This is a genomic window from Variovorax sp. GW821-FHT09B05 (assembly GCF_059418265.1).
Genome location: NZ_JBWKPN010000019.1, coordinates 26510 through 51293, shown reverse-complemented (window position 1 = coordinate 51293; position 24784 = coordinate 26510). Strand labels below are relative to the sequence as shown.

The window sequence follows — 24784 nt, the reverse complement described above, 5'->3', positions numbered from 1 at the left end:
AGGGCCTCAGCCCTTGCTGACCTTGGCGCCGCGGCCTTCGAGGAAGTCGCGCACGCGCTGCTTGGCCTCGGGCGCGGCCTGCACGATGCCGGACATCAGCGCCTCGGTGAAGAAGCCGTGGTCGGCCGGCTGCTCGGCGATGCGCGGCAGCGCGTGCATCAGCGCGTAGTTGGTGAGCGGCGCGTTGGTGGCCACGCGCTTGGCGAGCTCGAAGGCCTTGTCGAAGGCCGTGCCCTCGTCGACCAGGTACTGCGCGAAGTTGGCGCGCTCGCCTTCCTCGGCGTTGTAGACGCGGCCGGTCATCATCATGTCGGTCATGCGCGCCACGCCGATCAGCCTGGGGATGCGCACCGAGCCGCCGCCGCCCACGAAGATGCCGCGCGAGCCCTCGGGCAGCGCATAGAAGGTGCTGCGGTCGGCCACGCGGATGTGGCAGGCGCTCGCGAGCTCGAGCCCGCCGCCGACCACCGCGCCGTGCAGCGCGGCGATCACCGGCACCGGGCCCTTCTCGATGCACTCCAGCGCCGCATGCCACAGGCGCGAATGGGCGAGGCCCTGGCCCGCGTCGCGCTCCTTGAGTTCGCTCAGGTCGAGGCCGGCGCAGAAGTGCGGGCCCTCGCCATCGATCACGGCCGCGCCCACGCTGGCGGGCAGGTTCTGGAAGGCATCGCGCAGCGCGAGGATCAGGCCGTCCGACAGCGCGTTGCGCTTGGCGCCGCGCGTCAGGCGAATGATGGCGACGTCGTCGCGGAGTTCGATGTGGAGGTCGGAAGAGGTCATGTTGCGTTCTGGATTGAAGCGGATTATGGTTATGTGAAATAATCAATTCAAGGCATTCGACGATGCCGCGGACTAGGGACTTTCCCGTAAAGGAGACGATGAAGTGGACCACCAGAACCTGATCGCGATCGATATCCACACCCATGCCGAGGTGAGCTGCTGGAACCCGTTCGACAACTACGGCGAGGAGTACGACCGCGCGGCCGACAAGTACTTCGGCTCGAACCGCCGCCCGACGATCGAGGAGACGGTGGCCTATTACCGCGAGCGCAAGCTGGGGCTGGTGATGTTCATGGTCGACGCCGAGTCGAACATGGGCCGGCGGCGCATCCCGAACGAGGAGATCGCCGAGGCCGCGCAGAAGAACGCCGACATGATGATCGCCTTCGCGAGCATCGATCCGCACAAGGGAAAGATGGGCGCGCGCGAGGCGCGGCGGCTGATCGAGGAGCACGGCGTCAAGGGCTTCAAGTTCCACCCGACGGTGCAGGCCTTCCACCCCTACGACCGCATGGCCTGGCCGATCTACGAGGTGGTGGCCGAGTACGGCATGCCCGCGATCTTCCACACCGGCCACAGCGGCATCGGCTCGGGCATGCGCTGCGGCGGCGGCCTGCGGCTCGAGTACAGCAACCCGATGCACCTGGACGACGTGGCGATAGCCTTCCCCGACATGCAGATCGTGATGGCCCACCCCAGCTTCCCCTGGCAGGACGAGGCGCTGAGCGTGGCCACGCACAAGCCCAACGTCTGGATCGACCTGTCGGGCTGGAGCCCCAAGTACTTTCCGAAGCAGCTGGTGCAGTACGCCAACACGCTGCTGAAGGACCGCGTGCTGTTCGGCAGCGACTACCCGCTGATCACGCCCGAGCGCTGGATGAAGGACTTCGAGGTCGCGGGCTTCAAGCCCGAGGTGATGCCGGGCATCTTGAAGGGCAACGCGGTGCGGCTGCTGCGGCTCGAGACTTCAGCCGCGGCCTGATCAGTCCGGCTTGCGCGCACGGCCCGCCGGCGCGGCGGCGTCGTTCCAGTGCTGCTCCCACAGGGCGTCGCCGCGTTCGAGCGCGGCGCCCAGCTCCTTCTTGCGCCGCTGCACGACCGCGGTGACCAGCGCATTGCACAGCGAGAAGGCGGCCGTGTAGGAATCGAAGGGCGAGGCGCTCGAGGTGCGCACCAGCATCAGGTGGTCGGCCGAGGCGGCCGCGGTCGCCGAGGGGCTGTCGGTGATCACGATCACCTTCGCGCCGCGTTCGCGGAAGTAGGCCGCCGCGCGCGCCGTGGCCAGCGAGTGGCGCCGGAAGGTGACGGCCAGCAGCACGTCGTTTTCGCCGATCCACAGCAGCTGGTCCTCGAGCGGCAGCGCGGCCGTGCCGGCCAGCGGCCGCACCTCGGGCAGGCACAGGTTCAGATGCAGCGCCAGGTGGCCCGCGATGGCGGCCGCATGCCGGTGGCCCAGCACGTGCACGCGCGCCTTGCGCTGCACCAGCAGCCGCACGGCGGCTTCGAAGGCCACGGGATCGATGGCCGCGAAGGTCGAGCTCAGGTTGTGCTGGTCGTGCAGCAGCGCGTTGGCGAGGCAGGTGCGCACCGAGGCGTCGTCGACGATCACGGCATCGGCGCGCGTGGCGGGCGAGGCCAGCCGCGCCGTGACCTCGGAGCGGGCCTCGAGCTGCGCTTCCGCGTAGCTGGGATAGCCGAGCTTGGCGAGCAGCCGCACCACGGTCGAGGCGCTGGTGCCCACCTTCTTTGCAAGGCTCGTTGCAGATTCGAGCAGGCCCTGGGGATAGCGCGTCTGCAGTTCCTCGATCAGGCGCTGCTCGCTGCGCGTGAGCTTGCGGCCGTAGCCCGAGATGCGTTGGTTGAGGTTCATGGTCGCCGGGCATTCTGCCCGCGCAGGGGTCGCGATGGACTCCGATTTTGCAATGGTTATTGCAAAACTGTGACGACCTTGCAAGAATGCGCGCACATTCAGGCCCCATCCCTTCCCGATTCCAGGACGCTTCCATGACCTTCCCCCTTTCCGCCTCCGCGCTGCGCCGCCGCACCTTCCTGGGCGCGGGCCTCGCGGCCGCGCTGCCGCTGGCGGCGCATGCGCAGGCCTATCCGTCGCGGCCTGTCACGCTGGTGGTGCCGTTCCCGGCCGGCGGCTCGGTGGACCTGATCGCGCGGCTCTATGCCGACCCGCTCGCGAAGGCGCTGGGCGCGCCGGTGGTGATCGACAACCGCGGCGGCGCGGGCGGCTCGATCGCCAGCGCGCAGGTGGCGCGCGCCAAGCCCGACGGCTACACGCTGGTGGTCTCGTCGCAGAGCTCGCACCTCGCGAATCCGCTCACGCAGGCCAACCCCGGCTACGACCCGATCAAGGACTTCGCCTCCATCAGCCAGCTCGCGCGCTCGATCAACGTGCTGCTGGTGAACCCGGCCGTGCCCGCGAAGAACTTCAAGGAATTCGTCGCGCTCGTGAAGGCGCGCCCGGGCGAGCTCAATTTCTGCAGCGCCGGGCCCGGCAGCATGGGCCAGCTCAACGTCGAGCTGATGAAGTCGCAGCTGCAGCTCAATGCCACGCACGTGCCGTACCGCGGCGGCGGCCCGCTGGTCACGGCGCTGATCTCGAACGAGGTGCAGTTCGGCCTCGACAACCTCGCGCCCTTCCTGCCGCACATCCAGGCCGGCAAGCTGCGCGCGCTCGCGGTGGCCGCGCCGGCGCGCGTCGCGGCGCTGCCCGACGTGCCGACCTTCGCGGAGCTCGGCTACCCGGTGCTCAACACCACCTCGTGGATCGGCCTGGCCGCGCCCGCGAAGACGCCGGGCGACGTGATCGCCACCTTGCACAAGGCCGTGCGCTCGGTGGCCGACCAGCCGTCCATGGTCGAGGCGCTGGAGTCGCGCGGTTCGCTCACGCCCGAGCAGCAGTCGCCCGCGCAGTTCACGGCCATGATGTCGGAGCGCCTCGCGCTGTACGGCGAGATGGTGAAGCGCGCGGGGATCCGCGGCGAATGACCGTGTCCTCGTTCACCCCCGACACCGCGCCGCTCGAGGTGCTGCCGCGCGACCTCTCGGCCTACCGCGCGGGCAACACCGGCATCGACTACGTCCATCGTTTCGAATCGGGCCGGCCCGGGCCGCACGTGCTGGTCAATGCGCTGACGCACGGCAACGAGATCTGCGGCATGGTGGCGGCCACCGGCCTGCTCGACCGCGGCGTGCGCCCGAAGATCGGCACGCTGACCGTGAGCTTCGCCAACGTCGAGGCCTACGAGGCCTTCGACATCGAGCGGCCCTACGAGAACCGCCAGCTGGTGCACAACCTCAACCGCATCTGGACGCCGGCGCTGCTCGACGGCAACGAGCAAAGCCCCGAGCTGCGCCGCGCGCGCGAACTGCGGCCGGTGCTCGACGCGGCCGATCACGTGCTCGACATCCATTCGACGCGCGCACCGGTGCAGCCCTTCTGGGTCTATCCGGAGCTCGAGCGCAATGCGCGGCTGGCGCTGGCCGTGGGCGCGCCGCTGGTGCACCTGGTGATGCCCGCGGGCGCGGCGCCCGGCACCGGCGTGATCGGCTACGGCCGCCACGGTGAAGTCGAGGGAAAGGGCGCAGCCGTCGTGGTGGAGTGCGGCCAGCACTTCAGCCGATCGGCCGCCGAACTCGCGGTCGACGTGACGCAGCGTTTTCTCGCGCAGCTCGGGCTGGTCGATCCGGTGGCCCCGCAGGCGCCCGCCGCGCCCGCGCGCCGCTTTCGCCTGCTCGAGGTGCACATGGTGAAGACCGAGAGCTTCGCCTTCGTGCGGCCGCTGCTGGGCTTCGAGACCTTCGACCGGGGCGAACTGATCGCGGTCGACGCGGGGCAGGAGATCCGTTCGCCCTGCGACGGCTGCACGGTGTTCATGCCCACGCGCGCGGCGCTGGTGGGGCGCGAGGGCGTGTACCTGACGGTGCCGGTCTAAGGCACCCGCTCCTCGTCCTCTTCCTGCCGGTCCCAGTCGCGCCCGGCGCGCCGCTTGCGCTCCTCGCGCTCGCGCGCCATCTGCTCCTCGAACTGCTGGCGGCCCGCCTTGTTGACCGCGATCAGCTTCGCGCGGTCCTTGTAGTGCGGATAGATGTCGTCGGTGAGCTTGAGGTTGCGCTCGCGGAAGCGCATGCTCGATTCGCGCGCCTCGTGCGCGGGCCAGCCCAGCACCTCGAGCACCGAGCGCGCGCTGCGCAGCGACGACTCGAAGACCTCGCGCTCGACCAGCGTCACGCCGCGGTCGCGCAGCTGGAACAGGTGGCTCACGTTGCGCGCCCGCGCGATGATCTGCGCCTGCGGGAAGTTCTCGCGGAACAGGTCGACGATCTCGAGCGACTGCTCGATGTCGTCGACCGCCACCACCACCGCCTTGGCCGTGCCGGCGCCCGCGGTGCGCAGCAGGTCGAGGCGCGTGGCATCGCCGTAGAACACCCGGAAGCCGAATTCGCGCAGGCCCTCGACGTTGTCGGCGTCGTGGTCGAGCACCGTCACGCGCAGCCCCTGCGACATCAGCATGCGGCCCACGATCTGGCCGTAGCGGCCGAAGCCGCAGATCAGCACCTTGGCGTCCTGCTGCTCCGAGATCTCCTCGAGCTGCGGCCCGCCGATGCGGCTGTAGCGCGGCAGCAGGTAGCGGTCGATCAGCACCAGCAGCAGCGGCGACAGCAGCATCGACAGCGCGACCGCGCCGATCAGCAGCGAGGTGACCTGCGGCGGCAGCACGTCGGGCCCGGCCGACTGGAACACCACGAAGGCGAACTCGCCGCCCTGCGCCAGCAGCAGCGTGAACACCGGGCGCTCCTGGTAGGCCAGCCCCATCGCCTTGGCCAGCGCGTAGATCACCACCAGCTTGATGGCCATGAAGCCGAACACCAGCATGGCCATGATCCAGGGGCTCGCGAGCAGCACGCCGAAATCGATCGTCATGCCCACGGCGATGAAGAACAGCCCGAGCAAGAGGCCCTTGAAGGGCTCGATGTCGGTTTCGAGCTCGCGCCGGTATTCGCTCTCGGCCAGCAGCACGCCCGCGAGGAAGGCGCCCAGCGCCATCGACAGGCCGACGAACTGCATCAGCGCCGCGATCGCCACCACCAGCAGCAGCGCGGCGGCGGTGAAGATCTCGGGCGTGTCGCTGCGCGCGATCCAGCGCAGCACCGGGCGCAGCGCGAGCCGGCCGCCCAGCACGATGCCGCCGATCACGCCGAAGATCTTCAGGCCCTCGAGCAGCCGGTCGAGGCCGCTCATCGACTGCTCGGCCGCGGTGGCGCCGGCCAGCAGCGGCAGGATGGCGAGGATCGGGATCGCCGCCACGTCCTGGAACAGCAGGATCGAGAAGCCGGCCTGGCCGCTCGGCGTGCGCAGCAGGTTGCGTTCGCCGAACACCTGCAGCGCGATCGCGGTCGAGGACAGCGCCAGCCCGAGCGCCGCCACCAGCGACACGCGCCAGGGCGCGCCGACCGCGCAGCCGATGGCGAACAGCACGGCGGCGCAGCTGAGCACCTGGGCCGTGCCCCAGCCGAAGATCGGCCGGCGCAGGTTCCACAGCCGCTTGGGCTCGAGCTCGAGGCCGACCAGGAACAGCATCAGCACCACGCCGAACTCGGCGAAATGCAGCACGTCCTCCACGCGCGACACCAGCCCCAGCCCCCAGGGGCCGATGGCGATGCCGGCCACCAGGTAGCCGATGATGGAGCCGAGGCCCAGGGCCTTGGACAGCGGCACCACCAGCACGGCGGCGCTCAGGTAGATCAGGCTGTTGGTCAGCCAGGCGGGCGCGTGCTCCATTCAGGCGCTCCCGTCGGTCGTCGCGGCCAGCCGGCGGCTCATGGTGGTCTGGAACACCCGCTCGACCACCTTGCCGATGTCGTCCGATTCGGCCGGCCGGTCGCTCTCGGGCACCGGGCAGGCCACGCAGGCGTCGAGCTCGTCCATCTCGGGCCAGTCGGGGTAGCTGCCCAGGCGCTGGGCGAAGACCTCGACGTGCGCGGCCACTTCGGCCTCGGGGGCGCTGCGCGCGCCGTGGAAGATCAGCGGCGGCAGGAAGCGCATGCCGCACAGCGCGGCGGTCTGCTCGTAGGGCGGCAGGAAGGCGTCGAAGAAGAAGCGGTGGTAGCCCTGCGGGTGGTAGCTGCTCTCGGGGCTGCCGGTGGTGGCGACCAGCCACAGGTCCTTGCCCTGCAGCGCGATGCCCTCGGGGCCATAGGCCCAGCCGTAGGCCAATACCTCGTCGACCCAGAGCTTCTGCAGCGCCGGCATCGAATACCACTGGATCGGATGCAGCAGCACCACCAACTGGGCGCGTTCGAGGCGCCGCTGCTCGGCCTCGACGTCGATCGCGTAGTCGGGGTAGGTGCCGTAGAGGTCGTTGACATCGACGCCCGGCACCGCGCGCGCCGCGGCCAGCAGCCGGCGGTTCACGCGCGAATCGCGCCAGTGCGGATGGGCGGCGAGCACGTAGGTGCCTCCGCCCTGAGGGGTTCCCGTGGATGTTGTTGTCGTCATCCTGCGAACATAGCGCAGTCCCGGGATTTTGGGCGCCAGCCACTACCATGGCGGACTGTCCCTTCTGGAGGAGATTTCCATGCCGGTGGTTTTGGTCGCCAATCCCAAGGGTGGCGTTGGCAAGTCGACGCTCGCGACGAACATCGCGGGCTACTTTGCGAGCCGCGGCCATGCCGTGATGCTCGGCGACGTGGATCGCCAGCAGTCCTCCCGGCTCTGGCTCGGGCTGCGTCCGCCGCAGGCGCGGCCGATTTCGACCTGGGACGCCACCGGCGACAACAGTGTGGTGCGCCCGCCGCGCGGCACCACCCATGCGGTGCTCGACACCCCGGCCGGCCTGCACGGCTGGCGCTTCAAGGACGTGATCGGGCTGGCCGACAAGCTCATCGTGCCGCTGCAGCCGAGCATCTTCGACATCTACGCCACGCGCGAATTCATCGACCGGCTGCTCGAGCAGCGCCGCGCCGAGAAGACGCAGATCGGCCTGGTCGGCATGCGCGTCAACGCCCGCACCCTGGCGGCCGACCGGCTCAACGAATTCATCGCGGGGCTGGGCGTGCCGGTGGTCGGCGAGCTGCGCGACACGCAGAACTACGTGCAGCTCGCGGCGCGCGGGCTCACCCTGTTCGACATCGCGCCGGGCCGGGTGCAGCGCGACCTCGAGCAGTGGCAGCCGATCTGCGAATGGCTCGAGAGCTGAGCCGCCGCATGCCGCTGCGCCCCAGGTATTCCCTGAGCCCGCTTGTCGCCGTGCCGACACCCGCGGCCGCGGCCTTGCCGCTAGAGTGCGGCGCATGACCAAGAAGACCTTCCAGACCCTTCAGGATCTGGCCGCCTGCGTCGGCCAGGAAGTCGCGGTGAGCGACTGGATCACCATCACCCAGGAGCAGGTCAACCAGTTCGCCGAGGCGACCGGCGACCACCAGTGGATCCACGTCGACATCGAACGCGCGAAGGCCGGTCCGTTCGGCGGGCCGATCGCCCACGGCTTCCTCACGCTGTCGCTGCTGCCGCGCTTCTACGAAACCGCGTTCGACGTGACGGAGTCGCGCATGGGCGTGAACTACGGCCTGAACCGGGTGCGCTTCATGTCGCCCGTGCCGGTGGGCAAGCGGCTGCGCGCGCGCATGAAGCTGCTGACCTCCGAGCCCATTGCCGACGACGGCATCCAGATGACCTGGGAAACCACCATCGAGCTCGAAGGCGCGGCCAAGCCCGCCTGCGTGGCCGAGTCGGTGGTGCGCCGCTACCGCTGAGGCGGGCGGCTCCTTGCTTTCTTACATGCGGCGGTCGCTGATCTCGCCATAGGCGGCCGCGCCCTGGCGCGTGATGCCCACGGCGCTGGCGCGCACCGCGGCGCGGTCGGTCATGCCGTCGGTGGGGCGGGCCACGCCGGTGCCGCCATTGGTGATGCGCAGCGGCTGACGGGCCTGGGCCTGCACGTCGGCGCGCGACAGCGTCGACTGGAACGGTGCCGCGGGCAGCGGATTCTGTTCGCCCTGGAAGGCCTGGGCGCCGTGGCTCAGGACCAGGGTGGAGAGGGCGGCGAAGGCGATGGACTTGGCTTGCATGGTGGAACTCCTCGTGCCCCGTGTGGAGCGTGGATGGATCGGCATGCCGGAATGCATCGAGCCGGCATGCTTTCCATACGGGGGATTCCGCCGTTCGGATGCGACCCCATCGCGCGAGGGGTCGCGATGCCTCATTTGAATCCGTTTTGCCGCCAGGCCTCGAACACCGTCACCGCCACCGCGTTCGACAGGTTGAGGCTGCGCTGGCCTTCGCGCATCGGCAGCCGCAGCCATTGGGCGGGATCGAAGCTCTCGCGGATCGCGGGGGGCAGGCCGCTGGTCTCGGAACCGAACACCAGCCAGTCGCCGGGCGCGAAGCGGATGTCGTGCACGGCGCGGGTGCCGCGCGTGGTGAGCGCGAACAGGCGATCGGGCGCCGGCCGTTCGCTGTCGAGCAGCGCCTGCCAGCTCGCATGGCGGCGCACCTCGGCGTACTCGTGGTAGTCGAGGCCGGCGCGGCGCAGCAGCTTGTCGTCCATCGAGAAGCCCAGCGGCTCCACCAGGTGCAGGGTGCAGCCGGTGTTGGCGGCGAGTCGGATCACGTTGCCGGTGTTCGGCGGAATCTCGGGGTGGACCAGGACGATATGGAACATGGCCCCGATTGTCGCCACGCTCAGTGCGGCTTGTCGGTGCGCGCCAGCACGATGCCCGCGACATGCGCGGCGCCCGCGCGCCGCAGCACCTGGGCCGCGCTGAACAGCGAGGCGCCGGTGGTCATCACGTCGTCGACCAGCACCACGCGCCGCGCGGCCAGTGCATCGGCGCGCAGCGGCTCGACCGCGAAGGCGCCCTGGAGGTTGCGCATGCGCTCGGCGCGCGAGAGGCCGCGCTGGGCCGGTGTCTCGCGCGTGCGCAGCAGCAGCGCGGCATCGGTCTTGGCGGGCGCGAGCCGGCGCGCCAGCTCCAGCGCCTGGTTGAAGCCGCGCTCGCGCAGCCGGCCCGGCGCGAGCGGCATCGGCAGCACGCAGTCGCAGGCATCGAGCAGCGCCGCCGCCGAGGGGATGGCGCGCAGCAGCTGCGCCAGCGGGCCGGCCCAGCCGGTGTCGCCGTGGAACTTGAAGTCCGCGACGCAGTCCGGCCACGGCCAGGCGTAGTTGCAGGCCGCGAGGCAGGCATCGAGCGGCGGCGGGTGCACGACGCAGTCGCCGCAGCGCGCCACGCCCGCGGGCAGCGGCAGCGCGCAGGTCTGGCAGCGCGGCGCGCTGGCGGCGAAGCGCGCGGCGCAGGCCTCGCACACCGGGCGCGACGGCCAGTCGCGGCACAGCGCGCACTGGCTGGGCAGCCGTGCCAACAGCGAGGTCAAAGGGCGTGCGGTCCAACGGCTGAGCATGGGCTCAATATACTCACGCCCCCATGGCCACCGACCCCCAACGACGACCGCCGACCATCGATGCCGCGGCGGCCGCCCGCTGGCGCCGGCTGGCGCCCGCCGACGGCTCGCCCTGGCTGCACGAGGAGATCGGGCGGCGCATGGAAGACCGGCTGCAATGGATCAAGGCCAAGCCGCGCCACTGGGCCGACTGGGCGCCGCTGCGCGGCGGCCTCGAGGCGCACGAGCTGCTGGCGCGCCGCTACCGCGAGGCCGAGGCCTTCGTGATCGAGCCCGAGCCGGCGCTGGCCGCCGCGACATCGGCCGCGCTGGCCGCGCCCTGGTGGAGCGCGCGCCGCTGGCAGGGCGGCAAGCTGCGCTTCGACGGACTGCCCGAGGAGGGCGTCGACCTGCTCTGGGCCAACATGGCGCTGCACATGGCGGCCGACCCCGAGGCGCTGATCGCGCACTGGCACCGGCAGGTCGCCACCGACGGCTTCCTGATGTTCTCGTGCTTCGGCCCCGACACCCTGCGCGAACTGCGCGCGTTGCATGCGCGCCTCGGCTGGCCGGCCGCGAGCCACGAGTTCACCGACATGCACGACTGGGGCGACATGCTGGTCCATGCCGGCTTCGCCGAGCCCGTGATGGACATGGAGCGCATCGTGTTGACCTGGGCCACGCCCGAGGCCGCGCTGGCCGAGCTGCGCACGCTCGGGCGCAACCTGCATCCGGCGCGTTTTCCGGCCCTGCGCGGCCGGGCCTGGCAGGCGGCCCTGCACAAGGCACTGCCCGAACTCGCGCCGGCCGAAGGTGGCGAAGGCCGGATCGCGCTGACCTTCGAGATCATCTACGGCCATGCCTTCAAGCCGACCCCGCGGGTCTCGCTGTCGGCCGAGAGCGCGGTCTCGCTGCGCGAGATGCGCGAGATGCTGCAGCGCGGACGCCCGCCCGCCCACTGAAGACCGTTGTAGCGCGGCCCGCGCGTGCCGCATTCGGTACACGGCCGCTGGTATCTACCCGCTACAATCCGCCGTTGCGTGAAACTCGTGGGTACATGCCCGCGATCGAGGTCCGTCGGAACCCGTGGAAGACAAGGGAACTGGCGGGCGCCGACTTACCGATTTGCTGAACTCGCCCGTGTCGAATTCCGTGTTTCGATTTGCCACTGTTTCAGGCCAGAACATCCACTGGTTTCTGAAGCGGAACTGCTCGGTGACGCCGAGCCAGCTCGGCTGGCTCTACGCTTCACTGTGCGTGGTATCGCTCGGTATCGGAACGGTCTTCTGGATGCACGGCGCGCCGCTCGTGTTGCCGTTCGCCTGGCTCGAACTGGCTGCCGTGGGGTTCGCGTTCATGGCCTACGCCCGGCATGCGACCGATGGCGAGAGGATCATGCTGCAGGCGGGCCGGCTCGTGGTCGAACTCGAGAACGGCGGGAGCTACGAGCGCACGGAATTTCTCCCGCACCGGGTGCGGATCGAGCCGCAGACCGGCGACCGATCGTTGATCGAGTTGTCGGGCCAGGGTCGGTCGGTCAGGGTGGGGCGCTATGTACGGCCGGAGTTGAGGGCCGCACTGGCGCGCGAGATTCGGATGGCGTTGCGCGGCGCCTGAGGGGGCTCGCGCGGTGCTGCACGGTTGGGTTTGTTGAAAATTTGAAGAAACGTGAACACGATGAAGAGCATTTGGCGCAATAAGTTCATGCCGGCAATGCTGGCGGCCGGCGCGGCTTTCAGCGGCGCGGCGCACGCAGTCAACGATCTGCCCGGCGGCCCCTCGGTGCGCCAGTTGAATCTTCCGGTCGGTGTGACCAAGATTGCGCAGGAGCAGCACTTCCTGCACACGGTGATGATGATCATCTGCACGGTGATCTTCGTGGCCGTGTTCGCGGTCATGTTCTATTCGATCTGGAAGCACCGCAAGTCGGTGGGCCACAAGGCCGCCAACTTCCATGAGTCGGTGGTGGTCGAAGTCATCTGGACCATCGTTCCCTTCCTGATCGTGATCGTGATGGCGCTGCCCGCCACCAAGGTGCTGGTGGCCCAGAAGGACACCACCAACGCCGACCTCACGATCAAGACCACCGGCTACCAGTGGAAGTGGGGCTACGACTACCTGAACGGCGAAGGCGAGGGCCTGGCCTTCATCTCCACGCTCGACAGCTCGCAGCGCGCGATGTCGGACGCCGGCGCCAAGGGCGCGATCCCCGACGACTACCTGTTCAAGGTCGACAACCCGCTGGTCGTGCCGGTGCAGAAGAAGGTTCGCATCATCACCACGGCCAACGACGTGATCCACGCCTTCGCGGTGCCGCAGCTCGGCATCAAGCAGGACGCGATCCCCGGCTTCGTGCGCGACACCTGGTTCCGCGCCGAGACCGTCGGCGACTACTACGGCCAGTGCCAGGAACTGTGCGGCAAGGAACACGCCTACATGCCGATCCACGTGAAGGTGGTCTCGGCCGCCGACTACACGACCTGGGTCGCCGCCAAGCGCAAGGAAGCCGCCGCCAAGCTCGACGACCCGACCAAGGTCTGGACCCTGCCCGACATGATGGCGCGCGGCGAGAAGGTCTACGCCGCCAACTGCGCGGCCTGCCACCAGGCCAACGGCAAGGGCGCGGGCCCGATCAAGGCGCTCGACGGCGACCCGAAGGTGCTCGACGCCGACCACAAGGTGCAGCTGATGGTGCTGCTCAACGGCCAGAACAACGGCGCGATGCCGTCCTGGAAGCAACTGAGCGACACCGACCTCGCGGCCGTCGCCACCTACACCAAGAACAGCTGGTCGAACAAGACGGGCCAGATCGTGCAGCCGGCCGAAGTCCTTGCCCTGCGCGGCAAGTGATCGGTTGACCGGAACAACACAGCGAACAGCGCCCAGCGACGAGATATTCAAGGAACGATGAAATGAGTGCAGTCCTCGACCCCCACGGTCACGCCCACGGCGACCACGCGCACGACGACCACCATGACCACCACGCGCCCACCGGCTGGCGCCGCTGGGTGTTCGCGACCAACCACAAGGACATCGGCACGCTCTACCTGCTGTTCAGCTTCACGATGCTGATGGTGGGCGGCGTGCTCGCGCTGCTGATCCGCGCCGAGCTGTTCCAGCCGGGCCTGCAGCTCGTGAACCCCGAGCTGTTCAACCAGTTCACCACCATGCACGGCCTGATCATGGTGTTCGGCGCGATCATGCCGGCCTTCGTGGGCTTCGCGAACTGGATGATCCCGCTGCAGATCGGCGCCTCGGACATGGCGTTCGCGCGCATGAACAACTTCAGCTTCTGGCTGCTGATCCCCGCGGCGCTGATGCTGGTCGGTTCGTTCTTCATGCCCGGCGGCGCACCGGCCGCGGGCTGGACGCTCTACGCGCCGCTCACGCTGCAGATGGGCCCCTCGATGGACGCCGGCATCTTCGCGATGCACATCATGGGCGCCTCGTCGATCATGGGTTCGATCAACATCATCGTGACCATCCTCAACATGCGCGCCCCCGGCATGACGCTGATGAAGATGCCGATGTTCTGCTGGACCTGGCTCATCACCGCCTACCTGCTGATCGCCGTGATGCCGGTGCTCGCCGGCGCCATCACGATGACGCTGACCGACCGCCACTTCGGCACCAGCTTCTTCAACCCCGCCGGCGGCGGCGACCCGGTGATGTACCAGCACATCTTCTGGTTCTTCGGCCACCCCGAGGTCTACATCATGATCTTGCCGGCCTTCGGCATCATCAGCCAGATCGTGCCGGCCTTCGCGCGCAAGAAGCTGTTCGGCTACGCGTCGATGGTGTACGCCACCTCGTCGATCGCGATCCTGTCGTTCATCGTCTGGGCGCACCACATGTTCACGACCGGCATGCCGGTCACGGGCCAGCTGTTCTTCATGTACGCGACCATGCTGATCGCGGTGCCGACGGCCGTGAAGATCTTCAACTGGATCGCGACCATGTGGCAGGGCTCGATGACCTTCGAGACGCCGATGCTGTTCGCGGTGGGCTTCATCTTCGTGTTCACGATGGGCGGCTTCACCGGCCTGATCCTCGCGATCGCGCCGATCGACATCCAGCTGCAGGACACCTACTACGTGGTGGCCCACTTCCACTACGTGCTGGTGGCCGGCTCGCTGTACGCGATGTTCGCGGGCTACTATTACTGGGCGCCCAAGTGGACCGGCGTGATGTACAACGAAACGCGCGGCAAGATCCACTTCTGGTGGTCGCTGATCTCGTTCAACGTCACCTTCTTCCCGATGCACTTCCTGGGCCTGGCGGGCATGCCGCGCCGCTATGCCGACTACCCGATGCAGTTCGCCGACTTCAACGCGGTGGCATCGGTCGGCGCCTTCGCCTTCGGCCTGGCCCAGGTGTACTTCTTCTTCTTCGTCGTGCTGCCGACCATGCTCGGCAAGGGCGAGAAGGCTCCGCAGAAGCCGTGGGAAGCCGCCGAAGGCCTCGAGTGGGAAGTGCCGTCGCCGGCGCCGTTCCACACCTTCGAGACGCCGCCCAAGCTCGACGCGACCGCCACCAAGGTGATCGGCTGAGCGCCGCATCGCCCCACGCATTCCCGACGATCGAGACCGCCACGCGATGACGCCCGAACAGAGAAGAAACAACCGCCGCATGGGGCTCACGCTGGCCTCGATCGCGCTGATCTTCTTCGTCGGCTTCGTCGTGCGCATGGTCTGGTTCAGCGGCCGCTGACGCGGTCTTTGCAAGCCTCAAGGCACAGGAGCACACGCACATGAGCCTCGGTCAACGCATCCGGCGCGCCAATGTCCAGATGGTCGGCAAGCTGGCCGTGGTCGCCTGCGGCATGTTCGCCTTCGGCTATGCGCTGGTGCCGCTGTACCGCGCCATCTGCGAGATGACCGGCATCAACATCCTCGCGCTCTCCGAGCTCGAGGTGCCGGGCGGTGCGAGCGGCGGCAAGAACGTGCGCGTGCCCGACAACACGCAGGTCGACATGACCCGCACCATCAAGGTCGAGTTCGACTCCAACGTGCGCGGCGGCCTCTGGGACTTCAAGCCGGCCGAGCGCACGATGGAAGTGCACCCGGGCGAGCTCAACACGGTGATGTACGAGTTCCAGAACGTGCAGAACCGCCGCATGGCCGCGCAGGCCATCCCGAGCTACGCACCGCAGCAGGCCGCGCCCTATTTCAACAAGCTCGAGTGCTTCTGCTTCAACCAGTACACGCTCGACGCGGGCGAGAAGAAGCAGTGGCCGGTCGCCTTCGTGATCGATCCCAAGATCTCGAAGGACGTGAAGACGATCACCTTGTCGTACACCTTCTTCGAGGTCGGCGGCAAGACGCCCGCGGCGCCGGTCGCCGTCGCGCCCACCACCGCCGCCGAGCCGCGTTCGTGATGGTCGATTCGCCGCCCACACCCGGAACGCCGCGCAAGGGTTCGCTGCTCGCGACCCTCAAGGCGGTGGCCTGGTCGTTCTTCGGCATCCGCAAGAAGAGCGCCTACCAGGACGACCTGGCCAAGCTGAACCCGCTGCACATCATCGCGGTCGCCTTCGTCATGGTGATCGCGTTCATCGTCGGCCTCGTGCTGGTGGTGCGCTTCGTGGTCGCGCCCTGAGCCCCGAGCGAACGAACCCACGCTACCCAGAACCCATCGAATCGAGAGAAGAAAGAAAGCCAGGAGCTGATATGAGTTCAACCACCCACGGCACCACGCCTTACTACTTCGTGCCAGGACCCTCGGCCTACCCGGTCGTGTCCGCCATCGGCCTGTTCTTCGTGATCCTCGGCGCGGGGCAATGGATCAACGGCCACCAGTGGGGTGCGTGGTCGCTGCTGCTGGGCATGCTGATCTGGCTCGGCACGCTGTTCGTGTGGTTCCGCGCCGCCATCGGCGAGAGCGAGAGCGGCCAGTACGGCCACAAGATCGACCTCTCGTACCGCTGGAGCATGAGCTGGTTCATCTTCTCCGAGGTGATGTTCTTCGGCGCCTTCTTCACTGCGCTGTGGTGGGCCCGCACCCATGCGCTGCCGAATCTCGGCAGCCTGGACAACGCCCTGCTGTGGCCCGACTTCAAGGCCGTGTGGCCCAGCGTCGCGGCCGGCGTGACCGGTTCGCCGGCCGGCATCGTCGAGCCGTTCCAGACCGTCGGCCCGTTCTGGCTGCCCACGATCAATACCGCGCTGCTGCTGAGCTCGGGCGTGACCCTGACCATCGCCCACCACGCGCTGCGTGCCGGCCATCGCGCGCAGACCATCCGCTTCATGTGGCTGACCGTGCTGCTCGGCGTGATCTTCCTGGGCGTGCAGGGCTACGAGTACTACCACCTGTACACCGAACTGAACCTCAAGCTCAGCTCGGGCACCTACGGTTCGACCTTCTTCATGCTGACCGGCTTCCACGGCCTGCACGTGTTCATCGGCATGCTGATGCTGCTGTTCATCACGTTGCGCCTGCAGAAGGGCCACTTCACGCCCGAGCGCCACTTCGGCTTCGAGGGTGCCGCCTGGTACTGGCACTTCGTCGACGTGGTGTGGCTGGGCCTCTACATGCTGGTCTATTGGCTTTGAGCGAAGCACCTCGCGGCATTCCACAAAAAAGGCGCCGTCAGGCGCCTTTTTCATGGTTCTCGTGGAACGAGCACCACCTACTTGCCGAGAGGGAGCCCGGTGGGCTGGATGTAGCCCAGTTTCCAGGCCAGCAGCATGCAGAGGAACAAAAGGACCGAGAGGCCGATCCGAAAGGTGAGCGCGCGCGCCATGCCGCCGCTCTTGGCGCGCCCGTTGCGACCGTCCTTCAACATGTAGAAGAGCGCGAAAGCCAGGCTCGCGAAGATGCCCACGAACAACAGGGCAACGAAGTATTTCATGACCCGCATTATCGGCCGCCTGCCACCCGCGTTCCAGTGACTCCCGACCCCCTGACCCCGCCTCCCGGCCGCGCGCCGGACACCGCCTCCTCCCGCCAGCGCAGCGACCGCGGCTGGACCTGGGCCCGCTTCTGGCTGATGACCATCGCCGCGCTGGTCACCGTCTCCTCGACCATCTCGCTCGGCCGCTGGCAGCTCTCGCGCGCGGCGCAGAAGGAGGCGCTGCAGGCCGAGATCGAGGCCCAGAAGCTCAAGCCGCCGCTCGAGCAGGCCGACTTCCTCGGGCTCGAGCGGCCGGCCGAGATGCTGCACCGCCCCGTGCACCTGCGCGGTCTGTGGCTCACGGCGCAGTCGGTCTACCTCGACAACCGCCAGATGCACGGCGTGCCCGGCTTCTACGTGCTGACGCCGCTCGCGCTCGAGGGCAGCAACCAGACGGTGATGGTGCAGCGCGGCTGGATCCAGCGCAATTTCAACGACCGCACGCAACTGGGCGCGGTCGAGACGCCGGCCGGTCTCGTCGACGTCACCGGCCTGATCGAGCCGCCGCCGGGCCATCTGCTCGAGCTCGGCAAGCCCGCCGCGCCGGCCTCGGCACCGGCTGGCGAGGGGTCTTCGCCCATCCGGCAGAATCTCGACCTCGAAGGCTTCCGTGCCGAAACGCAACTGCCGCTGCGCACCGACGTGTCGCTGCAGCAGACCGGGCCTGCTTCCGAGGGCCTGCAGCGCGATTGGCCGGCGCCCGCGCTGGGCCTGGAGAAACACTATGGCTATGCATTCCAGTGGTTCGGCCTGTCGGCCCTCGTGGTGATCCTCTATGTCTGGTTCCAATTCATTGCCCCCCTCCGGCGCTCGCGCCGCGCACGTCGCGATGCAGTCCGCTGACGAGCCGCTGGGGCTGACCGTGCACTCGATGCCGTCGCCGACCCAGGCGCTCGACGGCGCGGAGGGCCGCCGCACGGTCGTCGGGCGCTGGAAGATGATCGCCGTGATGCTGATGTGCGCGGCGCCCGTGATCGCCTCGTACTTCACCTACTACGTGATCCGGCCCGAGGGCCGCAGCGTCTACGGCCAGCTGATCGATCCGCAGCACGAGATGCCCGCGCTGACCGCCGCCGACCGCGCGGGCGCGCCGGTCAGCCTGCAGACGCTCAAGGGCCAGTGGCTGCTGGTGGCCGTGGGCGATGCCGCCTGCGACGCGCTGTGCGAACAGCAGCTCTACCTGCAGCGCCAGCTGCGCGAGGTGCTGGGCCGCGAGAAGGACCGGCTCGACCGCGTCTGGCTGGTCAGCGATGCCGCGCCCGTGCCCGAGCGCCTCGAGAACGGCCTGCGTGGCGCCACCGTGCTGCGCCTGCCGCCCGAGCAGCTCGCCAAATGGTTCACGCCCGAAGCCGGCCACACGCTGGCCGAGCACCTGTTCGTGGTCGACCCGATGGGCAACTTCATGATGCGCTTCCCCGCGCGCATGGATGCCAAGGGCGCGGGCCGCGCCAAGCGCGACCTCGACCGCCTGCTGCGCGCCTCCGCCTCATGGGACGAGCCGGGCCGCTGAGCACGACGCACGACGCTTTCAATCAAGATGGACTCCAGCTCGCTCTACGACCTCACGCCGATCGCCTGGTTGCTGGCGGCCGGCGCGCTGATCGCGCTCGGGCCGCTGGTCTGGGTGTGGCGGCGCAACGCGGGGGCCGGCCCGGCGCGGCGGCTGCATGCGCTGACCGTGCTCACCCTGTTCCTGACCTTCGACCTCACGCTGTTCGGCGCCTTCACGCGCCTCACCGATTCGGGCCTGGGCTGCCCCGACTGGCCCGGTTGCTACGGCAACGCGAGCCCGGTGGGCGCGCGCCACGAGATCGCGATGGCGCAGGCCGCGCAGCCCACCGGCCCGGTCACGCACAGCAAGGCCTGGGTCGAGATGGTCCACCGCTACCTCGCCACCGGCGTCGGCGCGCTGATCACGGTGCTCGCGGTCGCGACCTGGGTGGTGCGCGCGCGGCAGAGCCAGCAGGCGAGGGCGGCGCCTTCGTCGGCGCGGCAAGGCGCAGACCATGCCGCGCTCAGCGCCTGGTGGCCCGCGGCCACGCTGGTCTGGGTCTGCCTGCAGGGGGCCTTCGGCGCGCTCACCGTCACCTGGAAGCTCTTTCCTGCCATCGTCACGCTGCACCTGCTGGGCGCCGTGGTGCTGCTCGCGCTGCTGTGCATCCAGGCCGTGCGCTACCGCCAGGTGGCCGCACAGCGCCTGCCCACGCCGGTGTCGCCGGCGCTGCGCAACGGGCTGATCGCGACCTCGGTGCTGCTGGTGCTGCAGATCGCGCTCGGCGGCTGGGTCAGCACCAACTACGCGGTGCTGGCCTGCACCCAGTTCCCGACCTGCCAGGACAGCTGGTGGCCGCCGATGAATTTCGCGCAGGGCTTCGAGATCTGGCGCCATCTCGGCGTGACCGGCGAGGGCGTGCCGCTCGATTTCGCGGCGCTCACCGCCATCCACTACGCGCACCGGCTGCTGGCGTATCTCGTGTTTGTCGCGCTCGGCCTGCTGGCCTGGCGCATGCGCCGCATCGACAGCCTGCGGCCGCAGGCCGGCTGGCTCGCCGGCCTCGCGCTGCTGCAGCTCGCCACCGGCCTGGGCAACGTGCTGCTCGGCTGGCCGCTCGCGGCCGCCGTGCTGCACACGGGCGGCGCCGCGGCGCTGGCGGTGGTGCTGGTCTGGGCGCTGTGCGAAAGCCGGCGCGAGCAGGCGGCCGGCGCCCGCCTGTCGCGCGCGAACCCCGCCGTTCCACCCGGCGCCCCCTTGCGCGGCGCGGAGGTCCCCCGATGAGCACCCCGATTCCCCTGCAGCAGGCGCATGGCGCGAGCGTGCTGCGCCAGTTCTACGCGCTCACCAAGCCGCGCGTGGTGCAGCTGATCGTCTTCTGCGCGCTGATCGGCATGGTGCTGGCCGTGCCCGGCGCGCCTTCGTGGCTCGACGTGCAGCGCGCCGTGCTGGCCTGCATCGGCATCTGGCTGGTGGCGGGCGCGGCGGCCGCCTTCAACTGCCTGGTCGAGAAGGGCATCGACGCCAAGATGAAGCGCACCGCCTGGCGTCCGACCGCGCGCGGCGAGCTCAGCGACCGCCAGGCGCTGCTGTTCTCGGCCGCGCTGTGCATCGCCGGCTCGGTGCTGCTGTGGTTCACCGTCAATCCGCTCACCATGTGGCTGACCTTCGCTACCTTCGTCGGCTATGCGGTGATCTACACCGTGATCCTGAAGCCGCTGACGCCGCAGAACATCGTGATCGGCGGCGCCTCGGGCGCGATGCCGCCGGTGCTGGGCTGGGCCGCGATGACGGGCGAAGTGGGGCCCGAGGCGCTGATCCTGTTCCTCATCATCTTCCTGTGGACCCCGCCGCACTTCTGGGCGCTGGCGCTCTACCGCGTCGAGGACTACCGCAAGGCCGGCCTGCCGATGCTGCCGGTCACGCATGGCAACGAGTTCACGCGGCTGCAGGTGCTGCTCTACACCTTCATCCTGTTCGCGGGCTGCCTGATGCCCTTCATCTACGGCATGAGCGGCTGGCTCTACCTCGCGGTGGCGGTGGTCGTGAGCGTGGGCTTCACCGGCTACGCCTTCGCGCTGTGGCGCAACTACTCCGACACCCTGGCGCGCAAGACCTTCCGGTTCTCGCTGATCCACCTGAGCGTGCTGTTCGCGGCCTTGCTCGTCGACCATTACCTCCGCTGACCCATGAACAAGCGCAATGCCCTGAAGTTGATCGCCGCCGGCGCGGGCTGGACGGCCGTGTCCGCCACCGTGGGGCTGGGCCTCGCGGGCTGCAACGAGACCAAGCAGAGCTTCAATGCGGTCGACATCACGGGCGCCGACTACGCGCGCGACTTCTCGCTCAAGGATGCCGACGGCAAGCTGCGCACCATGGCCGACTTCAAGGGCAAGGTGGTCGTGCTGTTCTTCGGCTACGCGCAGTGCCCCGACGTCTGCCCGACCACCATGACCGAGATGGCGCAGGTCAAGCAGCAGCTCGGCGCCGACGGCGACAAGCTGCAGGTGGTGTTCGTCACGGTCGACCCGGCACGCGATACGCCCGAGGTGATGAAGGCCTACATGGGCGCCTTCGACCCCAGCTTCGTCGCGCTGATCCCGACGGCCGACGAGTTGGCCGCCACGACCAAGGACTTCAAGGTCTACTACAAGAAGGTCGACGGCAAGACGCCCACCAGCTACTCGATGGACCACTCGGCCGCGAGCTTCGTCTACGACCCGCAGGGCCGGCTGCGGCTGTACGCGCGCTACGGCGCCGGCGTGCCGCCGATGGTGGCCGACATCAAGACCCTGCTGGCGGCCTGAGCCGATGGCGCCCGGCACGGAGGTCGCGAGCCTCGCCGCAGCGATCGAAGCGGTCGAGCACCTGAAGACGCGCAAGGGCGCGTTCCGCATCGCGCTGATCCCGCCCGAGGTGCTGCGCGCGCTCAACGACGGGCTGATCGAGACCGTCAACCTCAACGAATTCCTCGCACTCGAACTGCCGCAGCTGGCGCGCAGCGTGGCGGGCCACATCGGCATCGACGCGGCGAGCGAGCGGCTGGTCGACACGCTGGCGATGCTGAGTGCCTTCAAGCCGATGCAGCGGCACGGCCACATCGCGCGGGCGCTGTACGACCTCGCCGCGCTGCACGACGAACGCGACGCCGTTGCGCACCGGCTCGCCACGCATGCCAGCGACGTCGCGCGCTGCTGGGCGGCGCAGTGGGTCACGCTGTCGCAATTGCCGCTGGCCGGGCAGCTCGAGGCGGTGCGGCGCTTCGCGGCCGATCCGCATTTCGGCGTGCGCGAGATCGCCTGGATGGCGGTGCGCGATGCGGTCGTCGGCCGGCTCGACGAGGCGCTCGCGCTGCTGCAGCCGTGGGTGCGCGATGACGATCCGAACATCCGCCGCTTCGCGAGCGAACTCACGCGCCCGCGCGGCGTGTGGTGCGCGCAGATCGAGGCGCTGAAGGCCGAGCCCTGGCGCGCGTTGCCGCTGCTCGAACCCTTGCGCGCCGACGGCAGCCGCTACGTGCAGAACTCGGTCGCCAACTGGCTCAACGACGCGAGCAAGACGCAGGCGGAGTGGGTCGACGGCGTGTGCGCGCGCTGGGTGAAGGAGTCGAACACGCCCGAAACGCGCTACATCGCCAAGCGCGCGCTGCGCACCCTCGCCAAGACCTCGGGGTGATTCGCCCATGAAAAAGCCCGGCGCGGGGCCGGGCTCGTTCGAAGAGGCGGAAAAAGTCGATCAGGCGTAGTCGGCCAGCGCCTTCTTCATCTTCTTCATCGCGGCCACCTCGATCTGGCGGATGCGCTCGGCGCTCACGCCATAGACCGCGGCCAGGTCGTGCAGGGTCATGCCGCCCGAGCCGTCGTCGTTGACCTTGAGCCAACGCTCTTCCACGATGCGGCGGCTGCGCGCGTCGAGGGCCTCGAGCGCGGTCGCGATGCCGTCGCTCGACAGGCGGTCGCGCTGCTGCGATTCGAGCAGCGCGGTCGGTTCCTGCGTCGCGTCGGCCAGGTAGGCGATCGGGCCGAAGGCTTCCTCGCCGTCGTCGTTCGGGCTCGGGTCGAGCAGCACGTCGCCGCCCGAGAGCCGGGTTTCCATCTCGAGCACTTCCTCGGGCTTCACGTTCAGGCGCGCGGCCATCTGCGTCACCTCGTCGGCGCTCAGCGTTTCGCGGTGCGTGCCGGTGTCGGCCGCGGCCGAGTCGGCCTTGAAGCCCTGCTTCATCGAGCGCAGGTTGAAGAACAGCTTGCGCTGGGCCTTGGTCGTCGCGACCTTGACCATGCGCCAGTTCTTCAGGATGTACTCGTGAATCTCGGCCTTGATCCAGTGCATGGCGTAGCTCACCAGCCGCACGCCCTGGTCGGGGTCGAAACGCTTCACGGCCTTCATCAGGCCGACGTTGCCTTCCTGGATCAGGTCGCCGTGCGGCAGCCCGTAGCCCAGGTACTGGCGGGAGATGGACACCACGAGGCGCAGGTGCGAAAGGATCAGCGCACCGGCCGCTTCGAGGTCGTTGTGGTCGCGCAAACGGCGGGCGAAGCCCTGCTCTTCCTCGAGGGTGAGCAGCGGCAGGCGGTTGGCGGCCGAAATGTAAGCATCCAGGTTACCCAGCGGGGGCACCATCGACCAGGGGTTGGCGACGGCGAGCTGGTTGGCAGAGGCTCCAGACAGGGATGTCATCAGGGGAAACTCCTTCGTATTGGCCATATTAGCACTCGGTTAGAGGGAGTGCTAAGGCAAGGGTTCCCCTAAAGTCTCTATCGGGCCGATAGGCAAGGGCTGTCGGCCGGCGGCCCCGAAGCACCTCGGTCTTGTCCGACTTGCAGCCGGCAAAGCCCCGTAAGCGGGTACTTACCAGCGGATGCCCAGTTTCAGCAGCAGCTTGGACACCACGAACAGCGGCCCGACCCAGAGGTATTGGATGTCTTCGAAGAACGAAGGTTTCCGTCCCTCGATCTTGTGGCCGATGAACTGGAAGATCCAGGCCACCACGAAGATGGCGGCGGAAATCGGCAACACAAGGCTGCCCATGGCATGGACCAGCGCCAGCAGGATCGCGGTCTGGATGCCCATCGCGAGCAGGAAGACCGGCGAGCGCAGCGTCAGGTAGTAGAGGAGGCTGGCCAGCAGGAAGGCGTAGGCGGCCCAGGGGTGGATCGCGAAGATCAGCCCGACCAGGCTGACCATGATCGCGGGGATCGCGACGAAGTGGATCAGCTCGTTGGTCGGGTGCCGGTGGCTCTGTTCGTAGTGGGCCAGCAGGCGGTCGACCTTGCGGTCGCTGGCGACCTCGGGCGCGTGGGCGGTGGCGGTGTGCGGCATGGCATGTCTCCGTGGCTCGTGCGGGCCGTTCGTTGCGGCCCGCGATGGAATCCGCCGATGGTGCCCCGCGCCGGCTTCGCTGGCAAGTGCTATATAAACAATAGCATTACACCGGGCGGCCATCGCGGGGATCGCCATGACTTCCGGCACTGTCGCGCCCTGGGTGCACCGCTAAGATGCGGCGCGTGGCTCCGCTCGATCCCTCTTCCTCCTCCACTCCCCCGTCCTCGGCGGCGCAGGCCGGCATCGCGCCGCGCGGCCGCACCGCGATCCTGGTGGTCGACGACCACGACCTGCTGCGGCTCGGCGTCTGCGCGCTGGTCCAGGCCCAGGCGACCTCCTCGGGCGCCGCGATCGAGGTCTACGAGGCCGGCAACGTCGCCGACGCGCTCAAGCTCTACGAGGCGCACCAGGACGCCATCGGCCTGGTGCTGCTCGACCTCGCGCTGCCCGACACCCATGGCCTGAGCGGCCTGGCCGAGTTCCGCCTGCGCTACCCCGAGGCCCGCATCGTGGTGCTCTCGGGCACCGGCAACAGCACTCTGGCGCAGGGCGTGCTGGCGCTGGGCGCGAGCGCTTTCCTGCCCAAGTCGGCCGACCTCAAGGAAGTGGTGAGCTTCATCCGCGCCTGCGGCCTGCTCGACCCCGATGCCGCCCAGTCGCCGCCGCCGGCCGTGCCGAAGGCGCTCACCGGCTATGCAGAGTTCGCCCACGCCAGCGCCTGGCAGGAACTCACGCCGCGCCAGATGCAGGTGCTGCAGTGGGTGCTCGAGGGCAAGGCGAACAAGGAGATCGCCCAGCTCGCCAACCTGAGCGAAGGCACGGTGAAGAACCACGTGTCGACCATCCTGCTGCTGTTCGGCATGCGCTCGCGGGCCCAGTTGATCAGCACCCTGCATTGAACGGCGCG

Annotated in this window: 30 protein-coding genes; 20 read left to right on the top strand and 10 right to left on the bottom strand. The window is 68.8% G+C overall.

Translation table 11 applies throughout. The features are described 5' to 3' along the window. Positions 1-6: 6 nt before the first annotated feature. Complete coding sequence (locus AC07RM_RS34705) at positions 7-780, bottom strand: crotonase/enoyl-CoA hydratase family protein (RefSeq protein WP_495337374.1); 774 nt, start codon at positions 778-780, stop codon at positions 7-9. A gap of 103 nt (positions 781-883) precedes the next feature. On the opposite strand from AC07RM_RS34705, the gene AC07RM_RS34700 reads away from it, so the two are divergent. Next, positions 884-1762, top strand: a complete 879-nt coding sequence (locus AC07RM_RS34700; protein WP_208512958.1) for an amidohydrolase family protein — start codon at positions 884-886, stop codon at positions 1760-1762. On the opposite strand, the gene AC07RM_RS34695 is transcribed toward AC07RM_RS34700, so the two are convergent. Then, positions 1763-2650, bottom strand: coding sequence for a MurR/RpiR family transcriptional regulator (locus tag AC07RM_RS34695; protein ID WP_495337373.1), 888 nt, complete (start codon positions 2648-2650; stop codon positions 1763-1765). A gap of 134 nt (positions 2651-2784) precedes the next feature. Between AC07RM_RS34695 and AC07RM_RS34690 the strand changes: the two genes are divergently transcribed. Continuing rightward, the gene (locus AC07RM_RS34690; RefSeq protein WP_296799177.1) at positions 2785-3780 is read left to right on the top strand and encodes a Bug family tripartite tricarboxylate transporter substrate binding protein; all 996 of its coding nucleotides are present in this window, start codon (positions 2785-2787) and stop codon (positions 3778-3780) included. Continuing rightward, the gene (locus AC07RM_RS34685; RefSeq protein ID WP_495337371.1) at positions 3777-4727 is read left to right on the top strand and encodes a M14 family metallopeptidase; all 951 of its coding nucleotides are present in this window, start codon (positions 3777-3779) and stop codon (positions 4725-4727) included. The genes AC07RM_RS34690 and AC07RM_RS34685 overlap by 4 nt, the downstream gene beginning before the upstream one ends. On the opposite strand, the gene kefC is transcribed toward AC07RM_RS34685, so the two are convergent. Both kefC and kefF read right to left on the bottom strand, forming a co-directional pair. Further along, entirely contained in the window at positions 4724-6574 is a 1851-nt protein-coding gene (gene kefC, locus AC07RM_RS34680) for a glutathione-regulated potassium-efflux system protein KefC (protein WP_495322606.1), read from the bottom strand. The two genes, AC07RM_RS34685 and kefC, sit on opposite strands and share 4 nt — an antisense overlap. Further along, positions 6575-7291 carry a glutathione-regulated potassium-efflux system oxidoreductase KefF gene (gene kefF / locus AC07RM_RS34675; protein ID WP_398499932.1) on the bottom strand — a complete coding sequence of 239 codons (717 nt, stop codon included), beginning with the start codon at positions 7289-7291 and terminating at the stop codon, positions 6575-6577. 79 nt (positions 7292-7370) lie between these two features. Here kefF and AC07RM_RS34670 point away from each other — a divergent pair, with 79 nt between their 5' ends. After that, on the top strand, positions 7371-7991 hold the full coding sequence (locus AC07RM_RS34670) for a nucleotide-binding protein (RefSeq protein ID WP_208512964.1): 621 nt from the start codon (positions 7371-7373) through the stop codon (positions 7989-7991). Between the two features lie 94 nt (positions 7992-8085). Further along, positions 8086-8547: a MaoC family dehydratase gene (locus AC07RM_RS34665; RefSeq protein WP_208512965.1), complete on the top strand. Its 462-nt coding sequence runs from the start codon at positions 8086-8088 to the stop codon at positions 8545-8547. A 21-nt stretch (positions 8548-8568) separates the two neighbouring features. On the opposite strand, the gene AC07RM_RS34660 is transcribed toward AC07RM_RS34665, so the two are convergent. The 3 genes from AC07RM_RS34660 to AC07RM_RS34650 form a co-directional block, all read right to left on the bottom strand. Beyond that, entirely contained in the window at positions 8569-8862 is a 294-nt protein-coding gene (locus tag AC07RM_RS34660; RefSeq protein ID WP_495337370.1) for a DUF4148 domain-containing protein, read from the bottom strand. A 131-nt stretch (positions 8863-8993) separates the two neighbouring features. Continuing rightward, complete coding sequence (gene trmL / locus AC07RM_RS34655) at positions 8994-9455, bottom strand: tRNA (uridine(34)/cytosine(34)/5-carboxymethylaminomethyluridine(34)-2'-O)-methyltransferase TrmL (protein ID WP_203202772.1); 462 nt, start codon at positions 9453-9455, stop codon at positions 8994-8996. 20 nt (positions 9456-9475) lie between these two features. After that, a complete protein-coding gene (locus tag AC07RM_RS34650; protein ID WP_495337369.1) occupies positions 9476-10192 on the bottom strand; it encodes a ComF family protein in 717 nt (238 codons plus the stop codon). Positions 10193-10215: 23 nt separating this feature from the next. Between AC07RM_RS34650 and AC07RM_RS34645 the strand changes: the two genes are divergently transcribed. From AC07RM_RS34645 to AC07RM_RS34610, 8 genes are all read left to right on the top strand, one after another. Continuing rightward, positions 10216-11133, top strand: coding sequence for a methyltransferase domain-containing protein (locus tag AC07RM_RS34645; protein WP_495337368.1), 918 nt, complete (start codon positions 10216-10218; stop codon positions 11131-11133). Between the two features lie 178 nt (positions 11134-11311). Then, positions 11312-11788, top strand: coding sequence for a DUF2244 domain-containing protein (locus tag AC07RM_RS34640; protein ID WP_093348338.1), 477 nt, complete (start codon positions 11312-11314; stop codon positions 11786-11788). A 60-nt stretch (positions 11789-11848) separates the two neighbouring features. Continuing rightward, entirely contained in the window at positions 11849-13021 is a 1173-nt protein-coding gene (gene coxB, locus AC07RM_RS34635) for a cytochrome c oxidase subunit II (protein ID WP_093347433.1), read from the top strand. A 62-nt stretch (positions 13022-13083) separates the two neighbouring features. Next, complete coding sequence (ctaD, locus tag AC07RM_RS34630; protein WP_093347430.1) at positions 13084-14721, top strand: cytochrome c oxidase subunit I; 1638 nt, start codon at positions 13084-13086, stop codon at positions 14719-14721. A 46-nt stretch (positions 14722-14767) separates the two neighbouring features. Further along, entirely contained in the window at positions 14768-14881 is a 114-nt protein-coding gene (locus tag AC07RM_RS34625) for a cytochrome oxidase small assembly protein (RefSeq protein ID WP_218159410.1), read from the top strand. Between the two features lie 40 nt (positions 14882-14921). Continuing rightward, positions 14922-15548 carry a cytochrome c oxidase assembly protein gene (locus tag AC07RM_RS34620; protein ID WP_203202768.1) on the top strand — a complete coding sequence of 209 codons (627 nt, stop codon included), beginning with the start codon at positions 14922-14924 and terminating at the stop codon, positions 15546-15548. Then, positions 15548-15769 carry a DUF2970 domain-containing protein gene (locus tag AC07RM_RS34615; protein WP_296801225.1) on the top strand — a complete coding sequence of 74 codons (222 nt, stop codon included), beginning with the start codon at positions 15548-15550 and terminating at the stop codon, positions 15767-15769. The genes AC07RM_RS34620 and AC07RM_RS34615 overlap by 1 nt, the downstream gene beginning before the upstream one ends. 71 nt (positions 15770-15840) lie before the next feature. Beyond that, positions 15841-16722, top strand: a complete 882-nt coding sequence (locus AC07RM_RS34610; RefSeq protein WP_093347424.1) for a cytochrome c oxidase subunit 3 — start codon at positions 15841-15843, stop codon at positions 16720-16722. Positions 16723-16799: 77 nt separating this feature from the next. Here the strand turns inward: AC07RM_RS34610 and AC07RM_RS34605 are convergent, their stop codons facing one another. Beyond that, the gene (locus tag AC07RM_RS34605; RefSeq protein WP_093347422.1) at positions 16800-17030 is read right to left on the bottom strand and encodes a twin transmembrane helix small protein; all 231 of its coding nucleotides are present in this window, start codon (positions 17028-17030) and stop codon (positions 16800-16802) included. Positions 17031-17057: 27 nt separating this feature from the next. Here AC07RM_RS34605 and AC07RM_RS34600 point away from each other — a divergent pair, with 27 nt between their 5' ends. From AC07RM_RS34600 to AC07RM_RS34575, 6 genes are read left to right on the top strand one after another with little or no spacing between them, the layout of a single operon-like run. Beyond that, entirely contained in the window at positions 17058-17906 is an 849-nt protein-coding gene (locus tag AC07RM_RS34600) for an SURF1 family protein (protein WP_495337367.1), read from the top strand. Further along, positions 17893-18573 carry a redox-active disulfide-containing membrane protein gene (locus AC07RM_RS34595; protein ID WP_203202766.1) on the top strand — a complete coding sequence of 227 codons (681 nt, stop codon included), beginning with the start codon at positions 17893-17895 and terminating at the stop codon, positions 18571-18573. The genes AC07RM_RS34600 and AC07RM_RS34595 overlap by 14 nt, the downstream gene beginning before the upstream one ends. 27 nt (positions 18574-18600) lie before the next feature. Further along, positions 18601-19839 (top strand): COX15/CtaA family protein, encoded by a 1239-nt coding sequence (locus tag AC07RM_RS34590; protein WP_256222716.1) that lies wholly within the window; start codon positions 18601-18603, stop codon positions 19837-19839. After that, complete coding sequence (gene cyoE / locus AC07RM_RS34585; RefSeq protein WP_208512970.1) at positions 19836-20741, top strand: heme o synthase; 906 nt, start codon at positions 19836-19838, stop codon at positions 20739-20741. Before AC07RM_RS34590 ends, cyoE begins: the two co-directional genes overlap by 4 nt. Positions 20742-20744: 3 nt before the next feature. Beyond that, the gene (locus AC07RM_RS34580; RefSeq protein ID WP_208512971.1) at positions 20745-21362 is read left to right on the top strand and encodes an SCO family protein; all 618 of its coding nucleotides are present in this window, start codon (positions 20745-20747) and stop codon (positions 21360-21362) included. A gap of 4 nt (positions 21363-21366) precedes the next feature. Further along, the gene (locus AC07RM_RS34575) at positions 21367-22230 is read left to right on the top strand and encodes a DNA alkylation repair protein (protein WP_495337366.1); all 864 of its coding nucleotides are present in this window, start codon (positions 21367-21369) and stop codon (positions 22228-22230) included. A 60-nt stretch (positions 22231-22290) separates the two neighbouring features. On the opposite strand, the gene rpoH is transcribed toward AC07RM_RS34575, so the two are convergent. Together rpoH and AC07RM_RS34565 are read right to left on the bottom strand one after the other, a co-directional pair. Then, positions 22291-23232 carry an RNA polymerase sigma factor RpoH gene (rpoH, locus tag AC07RM_RS34570; protein WP_057597535.1) on the bottom strand — a complete coding sequence of 314 codons (942 nt, stop codon included), beginning with the start codon at positions 23230-23232 and terminating at the stop codon, positions 22291-22293. A 171-nt stretch (positions 23233-23403) separates the two neighbouring features. Continuing rightward, the gene (locus AC07RM_RS34565; RefSeq protein WP_495337365.1) at positions 23404-23874 is read right to left on the bottom strand and encodes an Mpo1 family 2-hydroxy fatty acid dioxygenase; all 471 of its coding nucleotides are present in this window, start codon (positions 23872-23874) and stop codon (positions 23404-23406) included. Between the two features lie 176 nt (positions 23875-24050). Between AC07RM_RS34565 and AC07RM_RS34560 the strand changes: the two genes are divergently transcribed. Continuing rightward, on the top strand, positions 24051-24776 hold the full coding sequence (locus AC07RM_RS34560) for a response regulator transcription factor (protein WP_057597537.1): 726 nt from the start codon (positions 24051-24053) through the stop codon (positions 24774-24776). Positions 24777-24784: the final 8 nt, after the last annotated feature.

Excerpts from the sequence above, each read along its gene's own strand:
- AC07RM_RS34705 (WP_495337374.1), bottom strand. The coding sequence starts at position 780 with ATGACCTCTTCCGACCTCCACATCGAACTCCGCGACGACGTCGCCATC.
- AC07RM_RS34695 (WP_495337373.1), bottom strand. The coding sequence starts at position 2,650 with ATGAACCTCAACCAACGCATCTCGGGCTACGGCCGCAAGCTCACGCGC.
- AC07RM_RS34690 (WP_296799177.1), top strand. The coding sequence starts at position 2,785 with ATGACCTTCCCCCTTTCCGCCTCCGCGCTGCGCCGCCGCACCTTCCTG.
- AC07RM_RS34685 (WP_495337371.1), top strand. The coding sequence starts at position 3,777 with ATGACCGTGTCCTCGTTCACCCCCGACACCGCGCCGCTCGAGGTGCTG.
- kefC (WP_495322606.1), bottom strand. The coding sequence starts at position 6,574 with ATGGAGCACGCGCCCGCCTGGCTGACCAACAGCCTGATCTACCTGAGC.
- kefF (WP_398499932.1), bottom strand. The coding sequence starts at position 7,291 with ATGACGACAACAACATCCACGGGAACCCCTCAGGGCGGAGGCACCTAC.
- AC07RM_RS34670 (WP_208512964.1), top strand. The coding sequence starts at position 7,371 with ATGCCGGTGGTTTTGGTCGCCAATCCCAAGGGTGGCGTTGGCAAGTCG.
- AC07RM_RS34665 (WP_208512965.1), top strand. The coding sequence starts at position 8,086 with ATGACCAAGAAGACCTTCCAGACCCTTCAGGATCTGGCCGCCTGCGTC.
- AC07RM_RS34660 (WP_495337370.1), bottom strand. The coding sequence starts at position 8,862 with ATGCAAGCCAAGTCCATCGCCTTCGCCGCCCTCTCCACCCTGGTCCTG.
- trmL (WP_203202772.1), bottom strand. The coding sequence starts at position 9,455 with ATGTTCCATATCGTCCTGGTCCACCCCGAGATTCCGCCGAACACCGGC.
- AC07RM_RS34650 (WP_495337369.1), bottom strand. The coding sequence starts at position 10,192 with ATGCTCAGCCGTTGGACCGCACGCCCTTTGACCTCGCTGTTGGCACGG.
- AC07RM_RS34645 (WP_495337368.1), top strand. The coding sequence starts at position 10,216 with ATGGCCACCGACCCCCAACGACGACCGCCGACCATCGATGCCGCGGCG.
- coxB (WP_093347433.1), top strand. The coding sequence starts at position 11,849 with ATGAAGAGCATTTGGCGCAATAAGTTCATGCCGGCAATGCTGGCGGCC.
- ctaD (WP_093347430.1), top strand. The coding sequence starts at position 13,084 with ATGAGTGCAGTCCTCGACCCCCACGGTCACGCCCACGGCGACCACGCG.
- AC07RM_RS34625 (WP_218159410.1), top strand. The coding sequence starts at position 14,768 with ATGACGCCCGAACAGAGAAGAAACAACCGCCGCATGGGGCTCACGCTG.
- AC07RM_RS34620 (WP_203202768.1), top strand. The coding sequence starts at position 14,922 with ATGAGCCTCGGTCAACGCATCCGGCGCGCCAATGTCCAGATGGTCGGC.
- AC07RM_RS34615 (WP_296801225.1), top strand. The coding sequence starts at position 15,548 with ATGGTCGATTCGCCGCCCACACCCGGAACGCCGCGCAAGGGTTCGCTG.
- AC07RM_RS34610 (WP_093347424.1), top strand. The coding sequence starts at position 15,841 with ATGAGTTCAACCACCCACGGCACCACGCCTTACTACTTCGTGCCAGGA.
- AC07RM_RS34605 (WP_093347422.1), bottom strand. The coding sequence starts at position 17,030 with ATGCGGGTCATGAAATACTTCGTTGCCCTGTTGTTCGTGGGCATCTTC.
- AC07RM_RS34595 (WP_203202766.1), top strand. The coding sequence starts at position 17,893 with ATGCAGTCCGCTGACGAGCCGCTGGGGCTGACCGTGCACTCGATGCCG.
- AC07RM_RS34590 (WP_256222716.1), top strand. The coding sequence starts at position 18,601 with ATGGACTCCAGCTCGCTCTACGACCTCACGCCGATCGCCTGGTTGCTG.
- cyoE (WP_208512970.1), top strand. The coding sequence starts at position 19,836 with ATGAGCACCCCGATTCCCCTGCAGCAGGCGCATGGCGCGAGCGTGCTG.
- AC07RM_RS34580 (WP_208512971.1), top strand. The coding sequence starts at position 20,745 with ATGAACAAGCGCAATGCCCTGAAGTTGATCGCCGCCGGCGCGGGCTGG.
- AC07RM_RS34575 (WP_495337366.1), top strand. The coding sequence starts at position 21,367 with ATGGCGCCCGGCACGGAGGTCGCGAGCCTCGCCGCAGCGATCGAAGCG.
- rpoH (WP_057597535.1), bottom strand. The coding sequence starts at position 23,232 with ATGACATCCCTGTCTGGAGCCTCTGCCAACCAGCTCGCCGTCGCCAAC.
- AC07RM_RS34565 (WP_495337365.1), bottom strand. The coding sequence starts at position 23,874 with ATGCCGCACACCGCCACCGCCCACGCGCCCGAGGTCGCCAGCGACCGC.
- AC07RM_RS34560 (WP_057597537.1), top strand. The coding sequence starts at position 24,051 with ATGCGGCGCGTGGCTCCGCTCGATCCCTCTTCCTCCTCCACTCCCCCG.